Annotated in this window: 22 protein-coding genes and 1 pseudogene; 18 read left to right on the top strand and 5 right to left on the bottom strand. The window is 52.1% G+C overall.

Features of this window, described 5'->3' with window-relative positions:
* The first annotated feature begins 379 nt into the window (after positions 1–379).
* From ASF12_RS07780 to ASF12_RS07765, 4 genes are all read left to right on the top strand, one after another.
* The gene (locus tag ASF12_RS07780; protein WP_056031805.1) at positions 380–2,134 is read left to right on the top strand and encodes an ATP-binding protein; all 1,755 of its coding nucleotides are present in this window, start codon (positions 380–382) and stop codon (positions 2,132–2,134) included.
* A gap of 89 nt (positions 2,135–2,223) precedes the next feature.
* Positions 2,224–2,994 carry a sporulation protein gene (locus tag ASF12_RS07775; protein WP_056031802.1) on the top strand — a complete coding sequence of 257 codons (771 nt, stop codon included), beginning with the start codon at positions 2,224–2,226 and terminating at the stop codon, positions 2,992–2,994.
* Positions 2,995–3,623: 629 nt separating this feature from the next.
* Complete coding sequence (locus ASF12_RS07770; protein WP_056032994.1) at positions 3,624–4,754, top strand: DNA alkylation repair protein; 1,131 nt, start codon at positions 3,624–3,626, stop codon at positions 4,752–4,754.
* The gene (locus ASF12_RS07765; protein WP_056031797.1) at positions 4,751–5,836 is read left to right on the top strand and encodes an FUSC family protein; all 1,086 of its coding nucleotides are present in this window, start codon (positions 4,751–4,753) and stop codon (positions 5,834–5,836) included. The genes ASF12_RS07770 and ASF12_RS07765 overlap by 4 nt, the downstream gene beginning before the upstream one ends.
* Before the next feature lie 107 nt (positions 5,837–5,943).
* On the opposite strand, the gene ASF12_RS07760 is transcribed toward ASF12_RS07765, so the two are convergent.
* From ASF12_RS07760 to ASF12_RS07750, 3 genes are all read right to left on the bottom strand, one after another.
* Positions 5,944–6,276 carry a transposase gene (locus ASF12_RS07760; RefSeq protein ID WP_442952506.1) on the bottom strand — a complete coding sequence of 111 codons (333 nt, stop codon included), beginning with the start codon at positions 6,274–6,276 and terminating at the stop codon, positions 5,944–5,946.
* Positions 6,277–6,346: 70 nt separating this feature from the next.
* Positions 6,347–6,949 (bottom strand): TVP38/TMEM64 family protein, encoded by a 603-nt coding sequence (locus ASF12_RS07755; RefSeq protein WP_056031795.1) that lies wholly within the window; start codon positions 6,947–6,949, stop codon positions 6,347–6,349.
* A gap of 143 nt (positions 6,950–7,092) precedes the next feature.
* Entirely contained in the window at positions 7,093–9,111 is a 2,019-nt protein-coding gene (locus ASF12_RS07750; RefSeq protein ID WP_056031792.1) for a Na+/H+ antiporter, read from the bottom strand.
* A 220-nt stretch (positions 9,112–9,331) separates the two neighbouring features.
* On the opposite strand from ASF12_RS07750, the pseudogene ASF12_RS07740 reads away from it, so the two are divergent.
* Positions 9,332–10,309: pseudogene (locus ASF12_RS07740) on the top strand (aldo/keto reductase).
* A 22-nt stretch (positions 10,310–10,331) separates the two neighbouring features.
* Here the strand turns inward: ASF12_RS07740 and ilvA are convergent.
* On the bottom strand, positions 10,332–11,600 hold the full coding sequence (ilvA, locus tag ASF12_RS07735; protein WP_081418665.1) for a threonine ammonia-lyase IlvA: 1,269 nt from the start codon (positions 11,598–11,600) through the stop codon (positions 10,332–10,334).
* A gap of 361 nt (positions 11,601–11,961) precedes the next feature.
* Here ilvA and ASF12_RS07730 point away from each other — a divergent pair, with 361 nt between their 5' ends.
* The 13 genes from ASF12_RS07730 to ASF12_RS07670 all read left to right on the top strand — a co-directional run bounded on the left by ASF12_RS07730 (position 11,962) and on the right by ASF12_RS07670 (position 26,224).
* Entirely contained in the window at positions 11,962–12,801 is an 840-nt protein-coding gene (locus ASF12_RS07730; protein ID WP_235533076.1) for a hypothetical protein, read from the top strand.
* Positions 12,802–12,921: 120 nt separating this feature from the next.
* Entirely contained in the window at positions 12,922–13,374 is a 453-nt protein-coding gene (locus ASF12_RS07725; RefSeq protein WP_056031783.1) for a flavodoxin, read from the top strand.
* A gap of 61 nt (positions 13,375–13,435) precedes the next feature.
* Entirely contained in the window at positions 13,436–14,227 is a 792-nt protein-coding gene (locus tag ASF12_RS07720) for a hypothetical protein (RefSeq protein WP_056031780.1), read from the top strand.
* A gap of 256 nt (positions 14,228–14,483) precedes the next feature.
* Positions 14,484–16,106, top strand: coding sequence for an extracellular solute-binding protein (locus ASF12_RS07715; RefSeq protein ID WP_056031777.1), 1,623 nt, complete (start codon positions 14,484–14,486; stop codon positions 16,104–16,106).
* Positions 16,107–16,244: 138 nt separating this feature from the next.
* Entirely contained in the window at positions 16,245–17,303 is a 1,059-nt protein-coding gene (locus tag ASF12_RS07710) for an ABC transporter permease (RefSeq protein WP_081418664.1), read from the top strand.
* A 15-nt stretch (positions 17,304–17,318) separates the two neighbouring features.
* Positions 17,319–18,188 (top strand): carbohydrate ABC transporter permease, encoded by an 870-nt coding sequence (locus ASF12_RS07705; protein WP_056031773.1) that lies wholly within the window; start codon positions 17,319–17,321, stop codon positions 18,186–18,188.
* A gap of 68 nt (positions 18,189–18,256) precedes the next feature.
* Positions 18,257–20,821, top strand: a complete 2,565-nt coding sequence (locus ASF12_RS07700; protein WP_056031769.1) for an AraC family transcriptional regulator — start codon at positions 18,257–18,259, stop codon at positions 20,819–20,821.
* 74 nt (positions 20,822–20,895) lie between these two features.
* On the top strand, positions 20,896–22,419 hold the full coding sequence (locus ASF12_RS07695; RefSeq protein WP_056031766.1) for a sulfatase family protein: 1,524 nt from the start codon (positions 20,896–20,898) through the stop codon (positions 22,417–22,419).
* A 186-nt stretch (positions 22,420–22,605) separates the two neighbouring features.
* Entirely contained in the window at positions 22,606–23,460 is an 855-nt protein-coding gene (locus ASF12_RS07690) for a helix-turn-helix transcriptional regulator (RefSeq protein WP_056031763.1), read from the top strand.
* 104 nt (positions 23,461–23,564) lie between these two features.
* A complete protein-coding gene (locus ASF12_RS07685) occupies positions 23,565–24,236 on the top strand; it encodes an SOS response-associated peptidase (protein WP_056031760.1) in 672 nt (223 codons plus the stop codon).
* A 490-nt stretch (positions 24,237–24,726) separates the two neighbouring features.
* Positions 24,727–24,930: a hypothetical protein gene (locus ASF12_RS07680; protein WP_056031757.1), complete on the top strand. Its 204-nt coding sequence runs from the start codon at positions 24,727–24,729 to the stop codon at positions 24,928–24,930.
* A gap of 220 nt (positions 24,931–25,150) precedes the next feature.
* Positions 25,151–25,339, top strand: coding sequence for a hypothetical protein (locus tag ASF12_RS07675; RefSeq protein WP_046229494.1), 189 nt, complete (start codon positions 25,151–25,153; stop codon positions 25,337–25,339).
* 156 nt (positions 25,340–25,495) lie between these two features.
* Positions 25,496–26,224, top strand: a complete 729-nt coding sequence (locus ASF12_RS07670; RefSeq protein WP_056031754.1) for a M24 family metallopeptidase — start codon at positions 25,496–25,498, stop codon at positions 26,222–26,224.
* Between the two features lie 101 nt (positions 26,225–26,325).
* On the opposite strand, the gene ASF12_RS07665 is transcribed toward ASF12_RS07670, so the two are convergent.
* Positions 26,326–26,802: a GNAT family N-acetyltransferase gene (locus ASF12_RS07665; RefSeq protein ID WP_056031751.1), complete on the bottom strand. Its 477-nt coding sequence runs from the start codon at positions 26,800–26,802 to the stop codon at positions 26,326–26,328.
* Positions 26,803–26,858: the final 56 nt, after the last annotated feature.

Genomic DNA, 26,858 nt, shown 5'->3' with positions numbered 1-26,858 from the left:
CCTTTATAAAATAAGCTTGCCCGGAAAAATCGCATTAGCGAGCGCAGCAAAACGCAGCCATGCAAAAGCTCTGATTGCTCTTTATTGTATATAAAACAAGCCAGAAACACCATTCCTAAAGCAGCGGCATAAAAAGATAATACTAAAATTACATAAAATAACAATTTTCTTTGCCATTCCGAATACAGGTATTGACAGAGGCACGATGTGTTTTTTTGAAAAAAGGCCATGACTTCCCAGTCTGGGAGCGACTCTTGTTCGTCATTTTGCATCATTTTCTGCTTTTTTTGTGAAAAAAGATATGTAAAAAGAGAGGATTTTATTGGATATTGTCGAATTTCAGTATTGTGAGTAAATTACTGGATATTTGAGGAGTTTTATGAATCACCAATTCGTTATAGGGAATCCCTTTTTTACACTGTTTTCATTTATGATTGTTTGCTTTGCCTGTTTTACACTGTTCAGCATGATTGGCTACCCGCCGTCAGGCAAAAAAATAGTAGCGTTTAGCCGCAAGTTTGGCAGCTCTTTCGTATTTGGGCTAGGGGTTTGGGCGATGCATGTGCTAGCCATATTCGGTTCGACTTATCCATTAGTTCTGGATTGGACTATGCTTTACACTTTATTGTGCTGCATGGCTCTTACCTATGTTTCGATATCGGTATACGAATCTGTCTGGCCCGGGCCGGTTAGAAGGGCGTTAAGCAGCCTGCTGCTTGCTGTTGGCTCAACGATGCTGCATTATTTCAACCTGCTGGGGAGTCAGGTGAAAAGCTATGAGCTGGATCGCTATTTGTTCATGGTGTCGATCATGGTTGCTTTTTTCGGAGCGCTGGTCGCCTTTAATTTGTATGAAAGCAGGGGCAAGGATGGCAAGCTGATCAGCAGCCTCATTCTGGGGCTGTCGATGATTGTTATGCACACGATTGGCATGCAGGCGATGAAGGTGGAGTATTGGAACATCTACACGACCGATAGCATGAACGACTCGATGATGCTTATGTCGTTTTTGCTCGGCATTGCAACGATGCTCATATTGAGCTTCTGCTTGTCCACCTGGATGATCAGCCGCAAATACAGCATGGTCGATGCGAATTACAAGCTGCTGGTCGAAAACTCCCTGGATACGATTGCGATTATCAAAGCGGGGAAGTGGCAATATTTCAATCCTTCCGGACTGCGGATGTTTGAGGCAGACAGCGAGCATGAAATCATCGGCGAGTCGATCTACAATTTTCTTCATGAGAAGCATCATGAGGAAATTCGTCAATTGCTAGGCGAGGAGGAAAATGAGGATTTGCTGCGCCAAAAGCCAGTCGAGCTGGAGTGGAGAACGGTGCATGGCAAGCTGCTGCATACGGAATTGGTTCGAACGAGCACAAGCCACACGGGCAGCCTTGCTTATCAAGTCATTATCCGCGATATTTCGGAGCGCAAAAAGAATGAGGAGCTGCTGATTAATTCTGAGAAGCTGTATATTGCAGGCCAGCTGGCTGCGGGAATTGCCCATGAAATTCGCAATCCGCTCACCTCGCTGAAAGGTTTTCTGCAGCTCATTGCCTCTGGGCGCAGCAACAATAATTATTATGACATTATGAAATCCGAGCTGATACGGATCGAATCCATTGTGAGCGAGCTGCTGATGCTGTCCAAGCCTCAGGCTTATCAGCTGTGCTACCGGGATGTGCGCCAGATTATGGCGGAATCGGTGACGCTGCTGGAGACGCAGGCCATAATGCACAATATTGAAATCCGGGTGAATATGGCTGCGGAGCCGCTTTACGTCTTCGGCGTGGAAAATCAAATCAAGCAGGTATTTATCAATGTCATCAAAAATGCAATCGAGGCGATGGCGAGCGGCGGCCTCATTCGCATTACGCTTGAGCTTGCGCAGAAGGCGCGAATCATCATCCGCATTCAGGATGAGGGTCCTGGCATTGCGAAGGAGCAGCTGTCCAAGATTGGCCAGCCATTTTATACAACGAAGGATAGAGGGACGGGGCTTGGCCTAATGGTCACCTACAAAATCGTCGACAACCATCTCGGCAGCATCAAGGCGGACAGTATTATGGGGCAAGGTACGACCTTTATTATTCAGTTTCCCTACCGCAAGGACCCGGAAGAAAAGGCATGAATAATAAACAGCACAATTTTTGCAACGCGAGGATACGGCTCGACGTACAACCGAATAGCGAGAAAAAAATTATTCGGTGAGGTGTTCTTATGTTTAATCGGTTATTAGCAAGCATTGGCATTGGCTCGGCAAAAATTGATACTTTGCTGGAAAAGTCCCGTTATGCGCCAGGTGAAGAAGTGCGCGGCGTCGTGCAAATTCGCGGCGGCAGCGTGGAGCAGCGCATTGAGAAGATTGAGCTGTCCGTAATGACCGAATACATCCGCGAGAGCAATGACCAGAAGCACAGACATAACTGCGTCATTGGAAAATATCCGGTCAGCCAGCCGTTTGAGCTGAAAGCCGGTGAAAATCGCGAAGTGCCTTTTTCCTTTCAATTGCCTTTCCAAACTCCGCTCACATTAGGGAAAACGCCAATATGGGTGAAAACCGAGCTCGACATTCGCGGCGCCATCGATCCCGGCGATAACGATCGCATTGAGGTCGTGCCTAATGCAGCGATGGGCATGGTGCTGGGAGCGGTGGAGCAGCTAGGGTTCCGTCTGCGTGAAGCAGATTGCGAATACGCTTCGCGTTTGGGACGCTCGCTGCCTTTCGTACAAGAGCTGGAATTTGTACCGGCTGGAGGGCCGTTCCGCGGCAAGCTTGATGAGCTGGAGGTTATTTTCTATCCAGATGCCCATCAGGTGGAGCTGCTGCTGCAAATCGACCGCAAAGCGCGCGGTCTGGGCGGCTTCTTCGCTGAAGCGATGAATACAGACGAAACATTCGTCCGCGTCGCTTTTACGCAGGAGCATCTGCAAGCTGGTACGCAAGCGATTGCGAGCCAGCTCGAAAAAATAATCGCGCGCCACGCTTAACCGACAAGCGAAAAAGTCAGCTTCTTATTCATCGTTTCAGGGGGTTACTCCCAGCGCAAAGATAGACTTGGCGGACAGAGCAGCCGCTATTTCAACTGAATCACCAGGAAAGACACAGGTGGCGGACTCAGGAGCCGCTAATGCGCTGCCTTTAGCCAATTTCAAGGGATGATGAGCACGATAACGGATTTCCTGTCCGCTTATAGCCTGAAATCGGGTCAAAAGCTAGAATAACGGAACCTCAGTCCTCCAAAAAAGGAGCGAGCGTCCCGAATTGCGCGGTCGCAGCCAAAGCGGCTCCGTCACAGTGTTCTCAGTAACAATCGCACGCTTCGTTTCTCAAGCCTTGAAGCGTCAGATGAGCTTGGCCTCGATTAGGCTCTGGGCAAGGAGTAGCAGGGCTACTCCGGTTTGCATACACACCCTAATGGCGCCGAAGTAAAGGTGCCGAGCCCAGAAGCGCCATAGCAAAAGGCAGCAGCCTGCCCGCCGCGAGTTTATGACGCGGCGGGCAGGCTTTTTTTCAATAGAAAGACAGGGCTAGGCGGTTTGATTAGTTGCTATTACTTCCGGTTGCGGGTTATGGCATAATAGATGGAGCATGAATGATTATACTGGAGGAGCTTACGATGGCAGAACCGCTAAAAGCCTTATACGATGGCTTATTTATAGAAAATTTCGGAGCGATGGTGCGCTCGGCTTTGCCGACTTTCGACTTGGCAGGCTTTGCGGCGGCAGTGCGGGCTGGAGAATGGGAGGAGCTGGCGCTCAAGGCGCGCTCGCGCCGAATTACCGAAGCACTGGGCGATTTCCTTCCAAGTGATTACGAGGCCGCGCTTGATGTGCTGATGCAGATCGACTCGCAGTGCCGCGGCCTGCCTTATATTTTCTTCCCGGATTTTGTGGAGGTGTACGGAATGGCACCGGAGCACTTTGACCGGTCGATGCAGGCGCTGGCACGGTTCACCCGTTATTCGACGGGGGAGTTTGCCGTGCGCCCCTTTCTGCTTGCTGAGCCAGAGCGCATGATGCAGCAAATGCTGATATGGGCGGACGATGAGGATGAGCATGTACGCCGGCTGGCGAGCGAAGGGACGCGCCCGCGTCTGCCTTGGGCGCAGGCGCTGCCGATGTTCAAGCGCGATCCACAGCCGATCCTTCCGCTGTTGGACAAGCTGAAGGCCGATCCTTCGCTGTACGTCCGCAAAAGCGTGGCGAACAATCTCAATGACATCGCCAAAGACCATCCCGATGTGGTCGTTGCGCTGGCCCAGCGGTGGTCGGGCGACAATCCGCTGACAGACTGGATTATTCGGCGTGGCTGCCGCACGCTAGTCAAGCAGGCTAATCCGGCGCTGATGGAGCTGTTCGGCTATGCAGCTGGAGAAGGCGAAGAGGGCGAGGAGCGCGTACCATTGACGGTGCATGCCGAGCTTCGGGCAGTGCCTGCGGTCGTCCATATTGGCGAAGAGGCGAGGTTTAGCTGCGAGATGAAGCTGCGGGATGGAGACGCACTCAAGCTGCGCATCGAATACGGCATTGATTTTATTAAAGCTTCAGGCAAGCCTTCCCAGAAGCGTTTCCTGCTGTCTGACCGCGAGTATGGGGGAGGAGCGGAAGTCGCGCTGTCGCGTGTGCACCGCTTCGCCGATTTGACGACGCGCAAGCATTATCCAGGACTTCACCGCATTACGCTATGGGTAAATGGCGTGCAGGCAGCGGAGACGGAGCTGCAGCTGGAGGAGGCGGACAGCAAATGAATATTGGAGCTCGCGTGCTGAAGACCGGCTTGTCCGTTACGCTGGCGATTTTTCTGAGCCAGTTTTTCGGCTTTCCGTCCAGCCTCATTACGGCAGTAGCTGCTATTTTAACCATTCAGCCTTCCATCTACCGTTCCTGGCAGCAAATTCTCGATCAGGTTCAGACCAACCTGCTTGGCGCAGGAATCGCGCTTGCTGCGATGAAAGTATTCGGCCATACGCCGATTGCGGTGGGGCTCGTCTGTATCGCTGTTATCCTTATTTGTATCCGGCTGAAGATGGAAGCGACCATCGGAGTAACTCTCGTCATGGTTATCGCTATTATGGAAGCGCATGGACAAGGATTAGATGTGGCGCTGCAGCGATTTTTAATGGTGCTTACCGGCATGGGGGCCGCTTTTACGATTAATGTGCTCGTATTTCCCCCACGCCCGCGCAAGCAATTTACCGAGCAGGTGCATCTCGCTTATGGGCAAATGTCTTTGCTGCTGCGAACGGCGGTTTCGAACGAGATGAAGGAAAGCGTGTTCCGGCAGGAGAAGGAAACGCTGCATGTATCTGTGCGCAAGCTGGAGGATCGCTACACCTTGTTTGAGGAAGAGCGCAAGGTGCTCGCCCATGCCAAAAAAAGCCATGCCAGACAGCTGCTCGTCTCCAAGCAGACGATTAAGGCGCTGCAAAAGGGCGTTGATCTGCTTGAGGTTGTAGAGGAGCATTATTTTGCCGCCGCCGGTGCGGGGAAATGGGCGCAGCGCTTCGATAACCAGATCGAGGAGCTGACGAAATACCACGAATCGATATTGCTGAAAATCGAAGGCAAGATGAAGCCGAACCTGAGCTTCGAGCCGGAGGAGGAACGTGAAGCGCGCCTGATTACCGACCTGACGGATTATTTCCGCGAGGGGCGGGACGAGCATAAGCGGCTCGTGTTCGTCGCGTCGGCTATATTCGAATATGCCTACCATCTACGGAGGCTGGAGAAGCTCGTGGATCAGGTTCAGCAGCGCGGCATGTCGACCGAGGAATGGAAAGCGGAAGCGAACGCGAGCGGCAGAGAGGCTAAGGTCAGCGCTCAGGAGTAACAAAAAAACCGTCTCTTTTTCAAATGATTGATCATTTGACGAAGAGGCGGTTTCTTTTGCATGGCTATTTTTCACAGAGCTGCTGTAAGTCAATCTCAATCCATAAGCTATTCGGTCTTATTGCTGCCTTTATGGCGTCTTGGATGCTGCATATGGGCTTCGGGATCATTGTCATCGTCTTTGGGAATGAGCCGCGGATCGGTCCGCCCTTCATGATGGTTGTCGAAGTCCAGCTCCACCAGCCGCCAAGTTGCCGTCCCCATCTGGGGATCGGCTGGAAACACCTCGCCGCGCTCCAGTTTCTCTTCACGATTCCACTCATTGCGGTATACACCCGCCACTTCTACAGGCTCGCCCGACATCGGCTCCATCTCATTGTGTTGATGCTGCTGCTCCTGGTCCAACTGCTGCTCGTTCATCGTATCTCCCTTTCCTGGCATGCATAGTCCGTCCAACATGACGGCGGGTCATTCTGCTATAGCATGCCTCGAAAGGGAATATATATGAGTGCTAATGAATATATCGTTTTTCCAGCCGCTTGCCGCCGAACCACATCAGCACAATGACGATGCAGGCGACGACGATGCGCCAAGGCTCATGCGCGAAATTTCCAATATCAAAGCTGAGCAGCGACACGCATAAAATCATGACCGCCTTTCCGAGCAAGGTGGCGATGATGAACGTGCGGAATGGGACAGCGCTTAAGCCCGACACAATGTTAATGAGCGAGGACGGTGAAAAAGGAAAGCAGGCGAGCAGGAACAGCGGCGTAAAGCCGCGATGCTCAATCCATTCGAAGAAGCGGCCCGATTTCGGGAAGCGCCGCTCGACTTTGGCTTTGACATTTTTTCCAAGCTTGCGCACGACCCAGAAGACGCCGATGGCCCCAGCGGAAACGCCAATCCACGAAAAGAGAAAGCCGAACCATAGGCCGAAAATATTCGCATTCGCCGCCACAATCGCCAGCAGAGGCAGAAAAGGCAGAAAGGCTTCCAGCAGAGGCAAAAGGATGCCAAGCAGCGGGCCGAATTCCCGATAGCTTTCCAGCGTTCGCTGCAAATGCTCCAAATCCATATGCTTTATTTGTTCGATCCAATTTTGCAGCAACGCCATACGTTAACACCCTCACTCACTTGATCAAAATATCAGCCGTTCAAAGCGACATCGTATGGCTTAAACAATACCAGAAAATAGTGGCAGCTGCCAAGCTCTCGCATGAGGAACAAGCCCGGACTCCTGACCGATCAGCCAGCTTGTTATCCTTCCTCCAAAATAGACGCCTCGCGGTTGCGGATAAACTGCCGCAGCTTATTGGCAATGTCCCGATTGATTTCCCCGCGCTCATACAAGCTTTGCACCTCGACTCGCTCCGCCTGAATCGCAACCCAATGCAAATCGCGCTGCACGTCGGCGTCGCCTCCATCCTTTTTCGGCGATCTCGGCTTTTGCAGCTTTTCCTTTATAAAATGGTAATGGCTGATCAGCTCGCTTCGTTCCTCCGAACCATGCTCGTCCAGCTGCTTGTCGAAAGAGCCGATAACCGCATCACAGGCTCGCAGCTTCAGCCTTCTCAGCGCCTCGCGATCGGATTGCCCCAGCTTGGCATGCGATTTGGTTTTTCTGAGGGATAACATCTCCAGCAGGGAATTCAACAGCTTCTTCATAATAATCGGCCAAAAGCTTCGGCGCCCTGCCAGCATTTGCTCAAGCTGCTCCAGGCTTTGCTCGAACAGCTCAAACTGCGGCTTGCTGATTTCATCCCGTGCCAGCATGCGGCGGGCAGCTTCCCGTTCGATACGGAACGCTTCAAATCGCATATCAATGATTCCCTCATCCGCTCGTTTCTTTGTCTGGGGCTTCTGAAGCTCCAGCATGCGGAACCAGCGCTCATATTCGGCAAGGACGGCAGAGGTTTCTGCTTCATTTTCCTTGCTCGCCGCCTGATGGATGGCTTCAATGGCCGCATTCATCATTTTGAGCTGCCCTTGGCGCTCTTTCTCCGTCCGTTTTGCTTCATTGCCCGTATCGCTGCTGCTTGCCAGAAGCGGGAGCACGGTGCTCGCCATGAGCAGCGATAACAATATAACCGCTGTCGCAATAAAAATGATGACATTCCGCTCAGGAAACGGATTTCCATCGATAAGAAACAGCGGAATAGAAAAGGCGCCGGCAAGCGTAATGGCGCCGCGTACGCCAGAAAGCGAGGTCATGGCCAAAATTTTAAACGACAGCTTCTCAGTCTGCTGCTCAGAGCCGAATAAACGGCCCCCTCTTGAGAAGGCGTACGTCCATAAAAACCGCAGTAGCAGCAGCATAACGAAAATCAAGCATGCATAACCCGTCACTCGAAGTGAGTTAATCGCGGGATTATCGAAAACGGTGCTGAAGACAACAGGGATTTGCAGTCCTAAAATAACAAAAACAAGCCCGTTCAATATGTACAAAATAACCGGCCATGTATGATCAGGCATCTCATCGTTCCGGGCCCGCGCCTTATCGTATTCATCGCGTTCGACGGCATGGACGACGCCCCCGGCTACAGCTGCCAAAATGCCGGATACGCCAAGATGCTCGCCGGTCAAATAAAGGACAAATGGCGTTAGCATATGAATAAGCATATGCAGCGTTGGATCTTCCAGACCTGACCTGCGCAAAACAGCGCGAAGTCCTGTAATCAGGAAGGCCAGCACGCAGCCGACCGCAAGGCCGCCAGTCGCAATAACGACAAAGCTGATGCTTGCTTTCGTTAAGGAAAAAGTGCCGTTTAGCGCAGCTGCCATCGCAAATTTAAAGGCGACGAGCCCGGAGGCGTCGTTCATCAGCGCTTCTCCCTCCAGCAAATGCCGCAGGCTCTTGGGCAGATTAACCCGCCCCGCTAAAGCATTGACTGCTACGGCATCGGTAGGGGAAAGCAGAGCAGCAAGCCCGAACGCTGCCGGCAGCGGAATGGACGGAATCATAAAGTGGATCGCATAGCCGATAAGAAACACGGTGACGAACACAAGGCCGACGGCGAGCAGAAAAATCGGAGCGCGAAGCCTCCATAATTCATTGCGCGGCGTATGCTTGCCATCGTTGTACAGCAGCGGTGCTACGAATAATATGAAAAATAGCTCGGGCTCCAGCGTCATATGGACGCCGGACGGAATAAGGGTAATCGCAATGCCAAGCGCAATTTGGATCAGCGGAACCGGCACAACCGGAAGATGGCGATTGATAATATTGGACAGCCCGATCAAAGCAAGCAAAATTATTATGGAAGAAAATATAGCCATGTCATCACCCTCTCTTGTAAACGACATTCAACTGCCGTTGTCGCTCATAACGGGCTTATTTTCGCCTGTGTATCAAAATTTTACCCATAATCCATCTAAATGCTTTCATTGGGGGATGAGCTGGTTTTGCATGCGCTTGCAGGTTGGTGGCGGAATTTTGATCATGTATAATAGGAAGGGTATGGCAATCATAAAAAAATTGAAGGAGTGACTTTCTTTTATGCAATACACTTATTTGGGTCAGTCGGGTTTGCGCGTTAGCCGCTTATGCCTTGGTACCATGAATTTTGGTGTGGATACAGATGAGAAGGAAGCGTTCCGGATTTTGGATGCTGCGCTAGATGCGGGCATTAATTTTATTGATACGGCAAACATTTATGGCTGGGGTGAAAACGCCTGACGTACTGAGGAAATTATCGGAAAATGGTTTAGTCAAGGCGGCGGGCGCCGTGAGCGCACCGTGCTGGCAACCAAAGTATATGGCGATATGAGTGATATTCATGATGGCCCGAACCGGGAAGCCGGCTTGTCCGCTTATAAAATTCGCCGCCATCTGGAAGGCTCGCTGCGACGTCTGCAGACGGATCATATTGAGCTTTATCAGATGCACCATGTGGATCGGAACGTACATTGGAATGAATTGTGGAGCGCTTTTGAAACGGCAGTCTCGCAAGGCAAAATCGGGTATGTCGGCTCCAGCAACTTTGCTGGCTGGGATATTGCGGTAGCACAGGGCGAGGCAAAGGCTAGAGGGATTTTGGGGCTCGTATCCGAGCAGCACAAATATAATTTGCTGTGCCGTCTGCCGGAGCTGGAAGTGCTTCCTGCATCGAAGGCGCTCGGTCTTGGCGTTATACCGTGGAGTCCACTGGATGGCGGGCTGCTTGCGGGCAATCACCGCCGGGATAATGGCGGACGCCGCAGTGGCGACACCAAACGTCTGGACAAGCATCGTGCGCAGCTGGATGAATATGCGAAGCTTTGTGATGAACTGGGTGAGCCTGAGGATCTCGTATCGCTCGCATGGCTGCTGGCGAATCCGGCGGTTACGGCTCCGATTATTGGGGTGCGTACGCTGGAGCAATTCGAGCGCTCGCTTCGTGCGGTTGAACTGGAGCTTGATAGCGCGACGCTCGCCCGCATTGATGAGATTTTCCCAGGGCCGGGCGGCGACGCACCTAAAGCTTACGCTTGGTAATCGGTGAATGAATAGCCGTTCATCAAATTAATAAATTGAACAGCACAGGGTCTTTGTTCAGCTCGATGAAGGAGTAGCCTTTCATATGCATGCGGCTGATCAAAGGCTCATAGTCCTCGCGGTGCTTCAGCTCAATGCCGACGAGTGACGGGCCATTGTCCTTATTGTGCTTTTTCGTATACTCGAAGCGGGTGATGTCATCGGTCGGACCGAGCACATCATCGAGAAATTCTCGCAGCGCACCCGCGCGCTGCGGGAAATTTAGCATGAAATAATGCTTGTATCCCTCATAAATGAGCGAACGCTCTTTAATTTCCTGCATGCGGTCAATATCGTTATTTCCTCCGCTAATGACGCATACGACTGTTTTTCCGGCGATTTGATCCCTGAACATATCAAGCGCGGCAATGGGCAGCGCGCCAGCTGGCTCCGCTACAATCGCATTTTCATTATAGAGATCGAGCATGGTCGTACAAATTTTGCCTTCGGGAACAGGCACGGTATCATCTAGCAATTCGCGGCAGATCGCGAACGTCAGCTTGCCGATCCGCTTCACGGCAGCGCCATCGACGAATTTGTCGATATGCTCAAGCGTAACGACTTCCCCGGCATCGAGCGATTCTCGCAGCGACTGTGCGCCTTCCGGCTCAACGCCAATGACTTTCGTTTCCGGCGAAATGGCTTTTACATACGAAGCTACGCCAGCTGCCAGGCCGCCGCCTCCAACGGTTACAAACACAAAATCCGGTACCGTATCCGACGCTTCCATCAGCTCTTGTCCAACGGTGCCATTGCCGGCAATGATTTTCAAATCATCAAAAGGATGAACAAAAGCCGTTCCGCTGCGTTCGCTCTCCTTAATGGCTTCTGCATAAGCATCATCAAACGTGTCGCCGGTCAAAATAACTTCAACACTATCCCCGCCGAAGAAGGACACTTGATTCACCTTCTGGCGCGGCGTTGTGCTAGGCATATAGATTTTGCCTGGGATGCCGAGCGCATGGCAGGAGTAGGCAACGCCCTGCGCATGATTGCCTGCGCTTGCGCAGACGACGCCAGCGGCAAGCCGCTCTGGCGGCAGCGAGCGCATAAGATGGTAGGCTCCGCGAATTTTAAAGGAGCGCACAATTTGCAGGTCCTCGCGTTTCAGCAGGACGTTGCAGCCGTAGCGCTCGGAGAGCACGCGGTTATATTGCAACGGCGTGCGGAGAATGACGTCTTTCAAATGCATTTGAGCATGAACGATATCTTCAAGCCCAACTCTAGGCGAATGTGATGATAAATATTCCATGTGCAGCCACCTTCCGGGATTAACATTTTGCGAAAGCTTCCGAACGCGCTGCGCCGCCAGAGGACGGCGACAGCCGTTTCACCTTTCAGCTTGCTTGTTGTTGCTCATTATAGCATTATCGCAGGCAATGCATAACCATGGAATTAAAGGGGAAGGGCTAGGTAGTATGGCAAAAGAATGAACAAAGGGCGAATGCTGGCGACGGCCCGGGATATTTTCCAATTCCGATAGATAATGATTGACATTAGGTATGAGAATAGCTATCATAAACTACGAAAGTGATAATCATTATCAGTTTGTCTACCTATACAATGATGAAAAATAATATACGATAGTATATATTGATGGAGCTGGTTTAATCGTGGCAGAGTTTAATCGCAAGGAGCATCAAATGAATGATGCGCCAGCCGAAACGGGCAAGCCGTGGAATTGGCAGCTGTTCCCGTTCTCATCAGTGAAGGCGGGCGAGGATGCGCTGTATGTGGCATCTGTCGGTTATGGCGTCTATCAGATTAACAGTGAAGAGCAGTGGATGAAGCTTGGCGCAGGGATGCCGCAATCGGCAATGGTTAATCGACTGCAGCTGCAAAGCAGCGTGCTTCATGCCTGTACGAGCGAAGGGCTTTATCAATATACGAATGGCGAATGGGTAAATGATGGTCTCGCCATTCCTTGCTATCAATACCGGATGCTTGGCGGCACGGGCTATGCTGCAACGGATTATGGGCTGTGGTCAAATTCGGGAAGCCGCTGGGAAAAGACAGCCTGCGCCGACAAGCGGGTATATGATTTCATGAACCTGCCGCAATATCTCGTCGTTGGCCATGAAAGCGGAGTCGCGCTGTACGACCGTTTTATGGATGAATGGTCCGAGTTTGAGCTGGACCGTGCGGTTACAAGCCTTGCTGTATACCGGGGCCATCTCATTGGCGTCAGTGATCGCGGCGAGCTGATGATTGGCGACAAGAAGGGGCGGTTCGACCGCATCCGCTTTAGCAAGCAGTTTATTTTCTCCATTGTTGCGAAGGGGAAAGATATTTATGTATGTACGGATAAAGGCTTGTTCCAGCTCGCTTATATCCGCAATCAGGTAACGCTGCTGTCTGTGAAGCTGGGTATTCCGGTAACGGATGTGGATCTGCAGGGCGACAATTTGTATATGGCAACGTTGTTTCAAGGTATTCAAATGTTGGATGCCTAGTTCATATAAATTTAGCCATCGGCGCGCGGAGGATAGGTTGCTCTCCGCCAGCTGATGGGAAATGAAGCGGCCGATTGTCCAAAATGGCGACGGCTATTTACACTTGGGAGGAATGTAAAGGTGTCAAAGGTAATTGTGGTATACGCGAGCATGACGGGAAATACAGAGGAAATGGCTGAGGCGATTGTTGCTGGAGCACAGGAAGCGGGCGTTGAAGTGGTATCGAAGGAAGCTTTCGATGCAAATGCAGCTGATTTGCTGGAGTACGATGGCATCATTATCGGCGCGTATACTTGGGGAGACGGCGAGCTTCCAGACGAAATTCTTGATTTCTACGAAGAGCTTGAAGGACTTGACCTCAGCGGCCGCAAAGCCGCGGTATTCGGATCGGGCGATTCCTCCTATCCCGTATTTTGCGGAGCGGTCGATACCATCGAAGCGAAGCTGCGCGAGCTGGGGGCGGAAATTGTATCCGAGAGCTTGAAGGTGGAATACAACCCTTCTGATGATGAGAAAGAACAATGCAAAAACTTAGGCAAGCAAGTAGCTGGCCTTGTAACCGTAGCTGGATAATAAACAGGGCAGCTATTGCTGCTTCTTTTGTTAAGACCTGAAAGAGAGAAGGTGGCCGATTATGGAGCAATCCGCAGCAGTAAAGCTGATTGAGGATTACAAGTTGGAAGAGCTGCTGCGCTGCCCCTATCGGTTCATAAAAAGGCAGACGGCGAAGAAACGGGCAGGCGAAGTGAATGGTCGCCAGCTTATGCAATTCGCTGTCAGCCATATTGTGAATGATTTTTATGAGCTTCCGCCCCAAGCCCGTACAGCCGATGTAGTAAAGCAGCTGGCAGAGCGCTGGTGGACAGCGCGAGTAGCTAAATTCGATAATGCCGAGCATTATTGGGATTCGAAGCTGCAAGCGGTTGCACATTTGACGGCATTTTTAATGGAGGAGCAAGAGGCGGCGCCGATTATCCGATTCGAGCAGCATCGCACCTTTGTGGAGCCGCTCGATATGGAGCTGACGCAAATTTTTCAAATTGTCGCCGAAGATCCGTACGGGACGAATACCGACTATATTGTGCAAAAGTTTGTTGTGGACGAGGATGAGGATGTCATCCTGACGTTCCAGCACATGACCGCCGTATTTTGTAACAGCGCCTTCGGCAAGCTGCCGAGCCGGATCGACGTCTTGTCGGTGATGAGCGGCCAGCGGATTTCCTATTATCCAAGCGGCGCAGATATTCCGCAGTCCTTGGATTATATGAGGCTCGTGCAGACTATGCTGCCCGAAGCCGAGCGGCTGCGCAAAAGCAACAATGCGGCGGAATGCCGGAGCTGCCCGCTGCGCAGCGAATGCTTCACCAAGACGGCTGAAGCAACGGCCGAGGCCGTCCTGCAAAAGTCAGCCAGCCTTACTATGTAAGCTAGAGCATCGTTCGATGGTTCATCGAATGATGCTCTTTTTTCATGCCTGCTATCAGGTAGCACTATGAGCTGAAATACGCATTATACCGCGAAAATACAGGGGAAATACGGCTGTGCAAAAAAGTGAAGTTGCAGGAAATTGCCGTATTGTATAAAGTACAAGACAGGTTGCGGGCGGGAATGTGCTGCATTAAAGCCGATTATACCCATGGGATAAATGAAAATTTTGAGGAAATGGAAGGGGACAGGTGGATATGGCAATACGTTCAGGAATAAGGAAAAAAAGATGGGCTCGCGGAGGGATGGCGGCGCTGCTCGTCATGACCTTGCTGCTATCTGCTTGCGGAAAAGCTTCTGAGTCTGCAGGTGCGAACCAAGGAGGGCAGAGCAGCAGTAGCTCGCCAAGCGCTTCATCGGGCAATGAAGGCGCAGAAGCGCCGCTTGAGCTAAGCATTATGACGATTACGCCAAGCGCAACGCCAGCTGCCGATGATAATGTCATTAAACGCGCAATTGAAAAGGCGACGAATTCGAAAATGAGCATTCAGTGGATTTCCAACAACATATATGGAGAGAAGCTGAATTTAACGCTCGCCTCGGGCGAAATTCCCGATCTGATTATGGTTAATGATCCATTCGCAAGCACGTTTATGAATATGGCGCTGCAAGGCGCTTTCTGGAATTTATCCGATTATATTAAGGATTACCCGAATCTCGCAAACCGCATTCCGGATATCGCTTGGGAGACGACGAAGCTGTCAGATGGCGGCAATTACGGCGTGCCGCGTCCACGCTCGGTCGATGGAGAATCGTTCTTTATTATTCGCAAAGACTGGCTGGATAAGGTCGGCCTTGAGGTGCCAACAACGACGGATGAGCTGAAAACCGTTATGAAGGCATTTGTTCAAGATGACCCGGACGGCAACGGTGTGGCAGATACGACGGCACTTGCTGCCTACATTGATCCGGCAGACCTTGGCTTTGGCGGCAATATCGGGCCTGTTCTGGGCGCGATCGAGAGCTCTTTTACAGGAGTGAACGGCAATTGGAAGTGGGATGAGGCGACCAAGCAAATGATCTTTACCGCGTTCCTGCCGGAAACGGAGCAGTCGCTTGCGTATTTGACAGAGGCCTATGCGAATAAAATGATGCCGGAGGACTTGCTGTCGCTTAAGCTGACGCAGGTGCGCGATTTGTTCAAGGCGAATAAAGCAGGCATTATCGTCGACAAGACGGGAACGATGAAAAATATTTATGCCGATGAGCTTAAGAAGGTGGCTCCTGATTTTAAATATACCGATTTTTACCCGCTGGCGAATTTGAACGGCTACAATCCGAAGGGCGGCGGCTACAACGGGATTCTTGCCATTCCGAAGAATGTGCCGGAAGAGAAGATGAAACGGATTTTGGAGCTGCTTGATACGTGGATGAATGAGGATGTATATGCCATTCAGCGCGATGGGCTGGAGGGTATCCATTATCGTGTGGAAAATGGCGAAAAAATCGTCGATGGCGAGAAGCTGAAGGCCGATAATGCGTCTGACTTCAACCATATTGTGAACGTGAGCGATGTCGTATGGGATACGAAAGCTGGAACGGAAGAAGAGACGGCAGCGAATGAACTGTTCCAGAAGGTCAATGAAGAGCGGGCGAAAACGTACGCTGCCAACATTGCCGCGGGGCTGCAATCGGAGACGGGCCAACTGATTTTGCCAGAGCTGAACAAAAAAATCCAGGATTTGAAGGCGAAAATCATCCTCGGACGCGAGCCGATCAGCGCTTGGACGGCGTTCGTAGAAGCAACGCGCAAGGACCCTCAGGTGCTGAAAATGACCGAGGAAATTACGGAATCGTATTTGAATCGAAACGCGAAGTAGATGTACAAGATTTACAAAGCAAAACACCTATGCTATTATCTTAAAACCAATTAAGTGCATAGGAATAATATAAAATCAACCTGCTGCGCCCACCCATTTCATGGAGCGGTGCGGCAGGGTGAGGAGGGGCAGCGTTTAATGAGCCCAATACATTCATATGACACGACGACGGAGAACACAGCTAAAACGACAACTAAAACGACAGTTAAAATAGCAACCGATGCCGATGCAGCTATAACAGTGGCTGATGGCAACAAGCAGAACGCGGGAAGCAGCGGCAGTCAAAAATATTGGAAAAGCCTGCGTTCAAGCCTTCGGCGCGACCAATCGCTTTATTTGCTGGCTTTGCCAGGGCTGTTATTTTTCATTCTTTTCAAATATGTGCCGATGTGGGGCGTACTGATCGCTTTTCAAAACTATTTTCCGTTCAAAGGAATGTTAGGCAGCGAGTGGGTCGGGTTTGCCCACTTTGCCCGTTTTTTCGCTCATTCGGAATTTATTTTGCTGTTTCGCAATACGCTGGCGATCAGCCTGCTGAATTTGCTGCTCTTTTTTCCCGTGCCCATTATTGTGGCCTTTTGTTTGAATGAGCTGCGCAGCATGCTGTACAAACGGATCGTGCAGACGGTCATTTATATGCCGCATTTTCTATCATGGGTTATCATTGCCGGCCTGACCTTTTTGCTGCTGGGCAAGGGGGAGGGGCTTGTCAATGCGATGCTTGAAGCCGCTGGGCAACCGCGAATTGATTTTTTAACGAACCCGGATTCGTTCTGGATGCTCGTGACGCTGCAAGCGGTGTGGAAGGAAGGCGGCTGGGGCACGATTGTATTTTTGGCGGCGATTGCGGGCATTGATCCGCAAATTTATGAGGCGGCACGTGTCGATGGAGCGGGCAGGCTGCGCCAAATTTGGCATATTACACTGCCGGGCATCCGCGGCGTTATCGTAATTTTGCTCATTCTTCGGCTGGGCGACATTATGGATGTGGGCTTCGAGCAGATTTTCCTCATGTATAACGGGGCGGTATCCGAGGTAGCGGAAGTATTCGATACGTATGTGTACAGGGTCGGCATTCAGCAGGGCCAATTCAGCTACAGTACGGCCGTCGGGCTATTCAAATCTGTCATCGGCCTTATTCTGGTGCTGCTTGCCAACAAGCTGGCGAAGCGGCTGGGCGAGGATGGCGTCTACTAAAAGGAGCAATGCAATATGAAGCAACGTTTCGGCGACCGTGTGTTCCAAGCGGCTAATGGCCTGTTTCTCGGGCTGCTGGCGTTGGTGACGGTATTCCCGATTTATTATGTGTTTATCGTTTCGTTCACCGATCCGAGCGAATTTCTGCTTAAGAAGTTCGTTTTGTTTCCGCAAAAATGGTCCCTCGAGGCGTACGAATATTTACTTTCGACGAAGGCTTTCCCGCGCTCGCTCGGCAATAGCGCGTTTCTGGCCGTCATCGGCACGCTGTGCAGCCTTGCGATCAGCTCGTCCTTCGCCTATGCGCTGTCACAGCGTCGGATGCTGCTGCGCAGGCCGCTGATGCTTCTGGTGCTGCTGACGATATTGTTCAGCCCCGGCATCATTCCGCATTATTTGCTCGTTAGAGAGCTGGGGCTGATCAACAGCCTGTGGTCGCTCATTTTGCCATCGCTTGCGAACGGCTGGACGGTGCTGCTGATGAAGGGTTTCTTCGACAGCCTGCCCGCCGAGCTTGGCGAATCGGCAGCGATGGATGGCAGTGGCGCGGTGCGGACGTGGCTGACCATTATTTTGCCGCTGTCGCTGCCGGCGCTGGCGGCATTCGGGCTATTTTTCGCCGTCGGCTATTGGAACCAGTTTTTCTCGGCGCTGCTGTATTTGAATGATGCGGCGCAATGGCCGATTCAAGTGCTGCTGCAAAATATGCTGAAAAGCGCCTCAACCATCGACCTGACCATTCCAGGCCAGGCTGTGGAGGCTCCGCCGTCAGAAATGCTCAAGATGGCCTCCGTTATTATCGCGATAACGCCGATTTTGCTGGTGTACCCTTTTTTGCAAAAGCATTTTGCCAAGGGTGCGATGGTCGGTTCTGTGAAAGGGTAGGCAACGGGCACATGCTGCATGCCGCATGCCATAAGCGTTGAGGCTTAAAAAACGAAGGAAGGCAGGCGATGGCGATGGGAATCAGACGTTTTGCAGAGGGCTTAGGAAAAGGCAGGCGCACGGAAGCGGCGGCTATGCTGCGCGGCTCTTATTTTCGCCGGAGTTTGGCGCTTGTGCTGCTCATCGCCTGCATTCCGGGCCTTGTGATGGGAATTGTCATGCATAAATCGATTACGGTGAAAATGGAAACGGTGCTCCAGCATTTGCACCATGAGCAGATCGAGCAGCGGGCGCGGACGATAGATGAGCAGCTGTCGGCGCTTGAGCTGTCCTTCTCGCAATGGGCTTTCGATCCCGTATTCGATAATCGGCTGCGGCAGCTGGACTTCGTCTATAAATACAAGCAGGTGCATGAGCTGTACCGCACGCTGCTCATTATGAACAATTCGCATACATTAGTAAATCAGGCGGAGCTGTTTCTGCTGTATCCGCAGCCGCTAGTCATGAAGCCGGACCGCTATGATTTTATCGATGATCTGGACAAAATCGAGCAATATAAAGCGCTGCTTCGTCAGCCTGTGGGCGCCTATTGGACCCGATCCCAAGGCGGCAAAGCGCCAATGCTGGTCAATCGCCTGCCGGGCGGAGAGGAGAAGCCGCTCGGCATTGTGACGACGACGCTCGACGAGAATAAGCTGAACCGGCTGCTGGATACGCTCACGCCTTATACAGAGGGAGAGACCTTTCTGCTCGATAGCGAGGGCAATTGGCTCATGAATGGCAGCGAGCCCGCATCGCCGCTTGCGGCAAAGCTGCGCGAAGTCTACTTGCAGCATCGCGGCTCAGGCGAGTCCTTGCGCATGGAATATGGCGATGAGGCATATTCCGTCTCTTACGGCAGCTTTCGCCGCCTCGGTACGGATTGGATTTATGTGTCCGCTGCGCCCATGACGGCGGTTATTGCGCCATCGCTGCTTATTTCGCGCTTTATATTAGCGGTTAGCGCAGGCGGGCTGCTGCTGGCACTTGCGCTGTCATGGATCGGCTCGCTGCGCATCTATTCTCCGGTGGCCGGCCTGCTGGCAAGGCTGATCGGGGACAAGCGCAGCGGCGGCGGTTTGAGCCAGCGGGAGGAGGGACACGACGAGTTGGGCGCACTGGAGCGGCGCTGGCGGGGAATGGAAAGGGAGCGTGAGACGCTGCGCAGCAGGCTGGAGCATCATATTCCAGTCATCCGCGAGAGCTTCTTGCTGCAGCTGGCGCAGGGCCATCTGCCTGAGCTTGCCGAAGCGGAGCTGCGGGAGCGGCTGGAGCAGCTCGGGGGCGCGGCTGCGCAGGACGGCGGCAGCTGGGCGGCGCTGGTCGTGCAGTTTCGAGGTGGCTCCTTCGGTAGCGGCTTCGGAAGCAGCGAGTCGTCGCCGCGGCAAAGTGAAGGCGATATCGCTTCACTTGAAGTATCCGAGCTGCTGGCGGAGCTTGCAGTGCGGCAGGGTTATGCTGCTGAGCAGCTGCATTTTCACGATGGCTCGATTGGGGTGCTGCTGGCGCTGCCTAAGCTGGATGCGGCTAGCGATTTGGCTGCACTAGAGCAGGAAGCCGATCAGCCAGCTGATCAACAGAGCGAAGCTGGGCCATCCGGTAGTCAACGGCATGCCAGCGAGTCGAATGCCGATGAGCAGCATACGCAATTGCTCGGTTTAGCCAGCGAGTTGACTGCTCAGGTGGAGCAGACGCTTGGTCTACGCCTGACGGTTGTAGTTGCGGGTACCGTGCTTGAGCTGCGCCGAGTTCCCACGCTGTTCGAGAAAGCGAAGCAAACGCTGCGCCACCGTCTGCTTGCGAGCACGCAAACGGTTATCGATCTTGCACAGCAGGAGCAGCAAGCCTCCGGTGCAGATAGCCCTTATCCTTTTGCGCTCGAAAATGACATCGTCTATGCGATACGCAGCGGCAGCGGGGAGGAAGCGATGGAAGGCATTAGCCGCTTCATCGGCGAGCTGGCTTCCGGAGAGGCTTCTGCTGCAGAGGCATCTGGGGAAGGTGGCGATGCGGCAGGCGAGCAGGCTCTCAGGTATCGTCTATTGCAGCTGCTTGGAACGATTCAGCATGCAATGATGCAGGCTGGCGCCAATCCTGTACAGCTGTTCGAAGGCAGGCTGCTCCTTGATGAGCTGCAGCAGTTGAACCATACCCACGATGTGCTATGGTGGTTCCGTCATCAAGTGGTCGACGTGTTTATTCGCGAGGTTGCAGGCAAGCAGGAGAAGCAAATTCAGCAGGCCATCTATAAGATGAAGGAGCATGTGGACAATGAATATGCCTCTGTCCTGTCGCTTGAAGCGCTTGCTGACGCCTACGGCATGAATTCCTATACGCTTAGCCGATCCTTTAAGCAGGCGTTTGATTGCAATTTTATCGATTATTTAACGAAGGTTCGTTTAAACCATGCGAAGGAACTGCTGCTGCATTCCGACCTGAAAATGAATGAAATCGCGGAGCTGGTCGGCTACCAGCCGAGCTACTTCAATCGAACGTTCAAAAAAAGCGAGGGCATTACGCCAAGCCGCTACCGCGATGTCGTTCGGAGTGCGGGAGAGCCGACCCGCTTGCACAGCTTGGGGCAGGGGAAATAAGGCCCGAGCCTAACTTTAAAGCAATCATAAGGCAACCATATAGTAACCATAAAAGCAGGAAGAAGAGGTGAACGATGGCCAATCAATCAGAAGAACAGCCAACGATTATATTTCTAATGACCGACCAGCAGAGATGGGATTGTATCGGCAAATACAATGCCCATATTCATACGCCAAACATTGACAAGCTGGCAGAAAAAGGGATTGCGTTCAATCAGGCGGTATGCCAGTCGCCGATGTGCGTCCCAAGCCGGAGCTCCATGATGCTGGGCTATTACCCTTCGCAGCTGGGCGTCCGCACGAATTACGGCGGCCTGTTCGACGAGAGCCGGCTGCCAGCGGAGCCGCTTCCGGCTATTATGCAGCGGGCCGGCTATCAGACGGCGGGCTTTGGCAAAACCCACTGGAACCACGGCCAGGGCGTGGAAGAGCCGGATACGCGAGGCTTTGAGGTGCGGGCAGTCGGGCTGTCCCGTACAAGCGGGCATTATGAGGCAGGCGCGATTATGATGGGCGATGTCAACCCGGAGGCGCTCGAAGCGTATCACCGGGAAACGGCCTCCTTCGGGGGCGGCGAGGAAAATTCGAACGGCTACATTGGCCTAACCAGTACGCTGCCGCTGAACCATCATCGCGACGGCTGGGTGGCGGAGCAGGCGCTTGCTTTTATCGATGAAGGGCTGGATGCTTCGCGGCCTTTGTTTTTCTACCTATCTTTTCTCAAACCGCATGCGGGCTTGAATGTGCCGAAGGAATTTGAGGATTTGTATGATCTGGAGCAAATTCCCGATATTCCGCAGCCGCCTTGGGAGGTGGAAGAGAACACGCATCTACAGGCAACCGATGATTTAAATGCGAACAGCAAAGAGGTTTATTTGGAGAAAAAGCGCATTTGGGAGCAGATGAGTCCACTTGAGCAGAGACGGACAACGCTGCGGTATTGGGCCAATTGCTCGTGGCTTGACCATTATTTTGGCCTTGCTTTGGACAAGCTGGAGCAGCAGGGCCGGCTCGAAAATGCACTCATTGTATTCGTCTCTGATCATGGCGAAATGCTGGGCGAACGGCGCTACCGCTTCAATAAATATAATTTGTATGACAGCAGCGTGCGGGTGCCGATGATTTTGTCGGGCTCCTATATTCAGCAGCATAAGTGGGGCACTGAGGATGAGCGGCCAGCCGAATTAATTGATCTGGTGCCTACATTGACTGCGGCTGCAGGGCTTGAGCGCAATCCGATGCTGCCGGGCTTCGATCTGCTCGGTGAGACGGTGCGGCGGGGAAGCTTCTGCGAATTTCACGGCAAGGGGGTAACCGCACCGCATTCGGCGCCCGTCTATATGTGGCGAACGAAGGAATGGAAGCTGATCCTCTACATCGATGGTTCGGTGCGGGATGCAGCGGCGCGCGTAGACGAAACGAAGGGCGAGCTGTATCATTTGGCGAGCGACGCAGGAGAATGGCATAATTTATATAGTGATGACCAACATGCGGCCACTCGGGAGCGTCTTAAGACGGAGCTGCTGATGCATTTGGCTTCAGCTTGGTCCAAAGGCCCTTTTTTTTACGATAAAGGCGGCCTTCAGGCGCTTCAATAACCGATGGAAAAATAAGGCGAGAGCCAGCTTGGCGGGACAACGATGTCCGTCAAGCTTTTTTGCCGTGCAAGCCACTTGCTCCCTTATGACGCATCCGGCGGCAAAGGTAGACAAACGATTGTTAGTTATGTAACATGGGGCAATACATAAATACTAACTTACATAGTTGCACAAGGAGAGATTGTCGTGTCAGAGGAACTGCTGCTAACGTTTCGTTCGCCGCCGCTGCCCTTTTTTATAGAATCAAACCGCAGGACGTATCAAGCGGGTGAGGAACATCCGAACCGGACCAATATTGGCGTATTCGATATGCTGTTTGTCCATGAAGGCGCTTTGCATCTTTCGGAAGGGGAGCGTAAATGGCTGCTGGGCCCTGGGGATGTGCTAATTTTGCGGCCGGACAGCTATCATTATTCGTATCAGCCCTGCCAGGAGACGACCGTGTTTGACTGGGTACATTTTCAAACGGTGGGTGCATGGGAAGAGACAGAGGGGAGTCAATCGGGCTCCTTACGGGGAGATTATTATACGTATGCTATTCGGCTGCCGAAAAAAATCCATCTGTCCTATCCAGACGAAGCGAAGCTCATTTTCGGACAGCTGCATGATGCCGCGCAAAGCTCGTCGCATGGTGCATTTTGGGAGCGCCAGCAGCGTTTTCTGCATTTGCTGCAAATGCTCGATGAAGGCTGGCGTTCGGATGCTGCCAGAGCAGGCGTATCGGTGGCGGAGCGTGCAGCTGCCTACTTGAAAATGAATTACCGCAGCCCGATCAGCAATGGCATGCTCAGCGAAGTGCTGCAGCTGCATACCAATTATATTACGCGCTGTATGACCGAGGTGTTCGGCTGTACGCCGCAGCAATATTTGCTCTACTATAGGCTGGATCAGGCGAAGCTGCTGCTTATTAAGACAGACTGGACGATCGCCCGCATCGCGGAGGAAACGGGCTTCCGGCAAACCCCGCATTTCTCGCGGCTGTTTGCCTCCCATACCGGAATGCCGCCGCTTAAATTCCGCAAGCGTTTTACGACAAATTAAGCCAAGAAGCGAATAAAAACCCTCCTCTTATGCAAATAATGGGCAAGACGATATTTTGAGCGTTGCGGAAAGCTTGCCCGCACAGCTTCGAGGGGGATATACAGATGATTGAACGTTATTCGGTAAAGGCAAGTGTCGATGATTTGGTTCGCTCGTTTCAGGTTGGGAATGTAATTGATTGCGATGTGACAAGGTTTAATATAGCGCCGACCCAGTCGGTATCGATTGTGATGAATGACCGTTTAGGCGAGCGGACGCTTCAGGATGCCAGATGGGGCTTGTTTCCGTTCTGGGCGAAGGATTCCGTAAATGCGGATTGCGAGCGGCTGTCTGAAAAGCCGTTTTTCGAGCGGATGCTGCGCAGGCAGCGTTGTGTTGTACCGTGCAGCGGCTTCTTTGGCTGGCAGCAGTATGGCCAGGAGCGCGAGCCGCGGGCGATGCATATTGTGGTGCCGAGCCAGCGATTGTTTGGAGTAGCGGGCTTCTTTGATGCCTGGAAAAATTATCAGGGACAGGAAGTACGCGCATTTACGATGATTACGGCTAATTCTTCAGGTGCGTTATCCGGCTGGCAGCCGCGCGTGCCCATCGTGCTCGACGAGGAAGGGCTGGAAGATTGGCTCAATCCGCGCATTCATGATTTCCGTTCGCTGCGCAAGCATCTCGACCCGCTGGAATCGTATCAGCTCAGAGCATATCCGGTAACGAATGCGGTAGGCAATGAAGCGTACGAGTCGCCGGATTGCATTCAGGAGATTATGCCGGACTTTGCATAGCTGCGGCAAACAGGCTCCGGCTGCTGCTTAAGACTTATAGGATGCTTGAGGCCGAGCCTTCGTTCCGAGGAAAGTGTGGAAGCGGAGGTTTTTTCGGCCAAATAAAAGAAAGGGCTTACATTATGGTTTGGCTAGGCAAGATCGTTCCTAGGACAGTTGAAGCTAGGCTGGATATTCGCTATAATGTAACCTATATTTGGAAATATCTGTAGCTTGAAAACAAGCGGCTTTTTGCCGATATGTAAGATTATAAGCATATATAGGTTTCACCTTGAAATATAGAAAAAGGATATTCTAACGCGATCCTTTCTCTATATTTTTCGGACTGAAACGCGCTTCGCGGCCAAGGGCAAGCGACAGCCGTTTCACCTTAAAATATAGGAAAGGATATTCTAACGTGATCCTTTCTCTATATTTTTCGGACTGAAACGCGCTTCGCGGCCAAGGGCAAGCGACAGCCGTTTCACCTTATCAGAGAGGAGTTGGGATAATGGTTCAGGGCTGGGTCACTGCATTGGTGCTGTCATTCGGTATTGCGGTCGCTATTTTCGGAGTTGTCGCCTATTTACGAATGTTTCATAAAGACCGGAGCGCAGCTTCTGTCCGTTCATCCATAGAGCGTCATGCTAGTGCTGACGAGGCTTCCGCTGGTGAGGAGGAGCGTGATTCACGTCTGGACAGGACGCCTGACTAGCGCTGATTTCGCATAAATTATACGCTTGGTGGACGAGACCGTCAAATGCATGCTTTCCCAAGTGTAGCATAAATGTTATAATAGTAAGAAAAGTTCAAACATTTTGAATCATCAAACCATGGTGACGCTTGACCGATGGGAGTCCGGCGGTGTTTTAGCCGAATGTGTTCTCGGAATTTGTTGTTTAGGACGACCATCCAACGTTAAGGGAGGAGATTTCATGGCGAAGCACAGCCAGAATGAAGTCAAGGAAAGCCTGAAAGAACTAACGAGAATTTTCCAACCCAAGGATTCACGCAAATTTGTTAGGGATTACATTCGAAAGTACCGGATTACCGGCGGCTACGAGGAAGAATTAACATTGCTGGTGGAAGATGAAATGGGCAAGCTCAACTCCTCAGTCGGCTAATCGCATGGTTATACGGGCTCTATTCCCTTCAAGGGGAATAGGGCCCTTTTGTTTGAAGGGAATGAGAGAAAACACCGCAATCCATAATTTGTTCACATTCGTGAGAATGACCGCTTTGCTCCTCGAATATGGTGAATAGAGGAGGGAGGTTTGGATATGCTGACGAAGCTTGCGCTTGGCATGGAAGAGCAGTATGTACAGCATGCAGGGAGCATTATAGCTGCATGCCACAAGGAGCTGTCAAAGCGGATTACCTGTGGGGTGACGACGCTTGAGATTGAGCGGTTTACGGAGCGATTCATGCTGGAGAGAGGGGCATTTCCGGCCTATAAGGGGCGCAAAGGTTATCCGTTCGCCATTTATGCCTCGGTAAACGGCATGCTGCGGGGAGGATTTCCCGGAACGGCTCCTCTGTCCAGCGGTGATATGGTCAAAATCGAAATGATAGCCGGGGTGGATGGCGGAGCAGCTGAATTTGCCTGGACGTATGCAATAGGTGAGCCGTCCCCGTTGGCACGCAAGCTGCTGCGCACGGCGCAGCACACGCTGAATCGCGGCATTGCCGAAGCGAGAGTAGGCAAAAGCGCCGGAGATATCATCGTGGCTATCCATACTTCGGCGGCCAAGTCGGGCTGTCTGGTCATGAACAGCATGCCGGATATTGCGGTCCATGGCATTCTCCAGCGGCTTCAGCAGGGAGAGATGCGCCCGGTGGAGCAGCCGGAGGAGCTATTGGCAGAAGGCATGATTTTGACGATTGATTTGATTGTGGGATTAGGCGCACTGGCGGGTGACGCTGCTAGTGTCGAGCCGGGACTTGCGACAGCGCATGTCAAGCATACCGTCGCAGTTACCCGCTCAGGCCCGATAGTACTGACCAGATGAAGCGGATGACGCTGTACGCTTAAGCAGACAAAAAGAAGATCACACCTCACGGAAGGAGAGGGTGATCTTTTTTGCTTTTTATGCGCTTTTGTCTCAGCCCGTCAGGAGCTGATGGCCAGCCTGAACATTTGCCGTGAGCCGCCTTCTGGCCCAGCCGGTATGGCCAATGGCAAAGGCACAAATCCAAATTTCTCGTAGAGCCTTCTTGCGGGCAGACCCTCTAATACATCCTCGCCAAATGTCGTGACGGTCAGCTCTGATGATGTCGGGATTAACATCAAAATATGATTTAGCAGCAAAGTTGCGACCCCCTTGCTTCTGGCTTCTCTTGCTACAGACAACCAGCCAATTTTATAGAGAGGGGCCTGTGATGAAGAAAATAACAAGCCCCCTAGCAAGCGCGCACCTGGCGGACCATCCTTTTCTCTTACGCAAAATGCACGATTTTGCTGTATGTTCTTCTCCAAAGCTTGCAGGAATTTGGGGCTGTCTACCATTGGGCCAAAAAGATGCTCGACCTCGGAAGCCAGTGCCAGCCAGCTCTGTATATCTTCTTTTGTGGCGTTTACAGCTTTCATAAGGCATTTTCCTCCTAATAAACAGAGTGCTGATAGAAGCCATATTATAGTAACAT

This window comes from Paenibacillus sp. Leaf72, assembly GCF_001422685.1.
Lineage (GTDB): Bacteria > Bacillota > Bacilli > Paenibacillales > Paenibacillaceae > Pristimantibacillus.
This window is presented reverse-complemented; position numbering and strand designations above follow the sequence as displayed.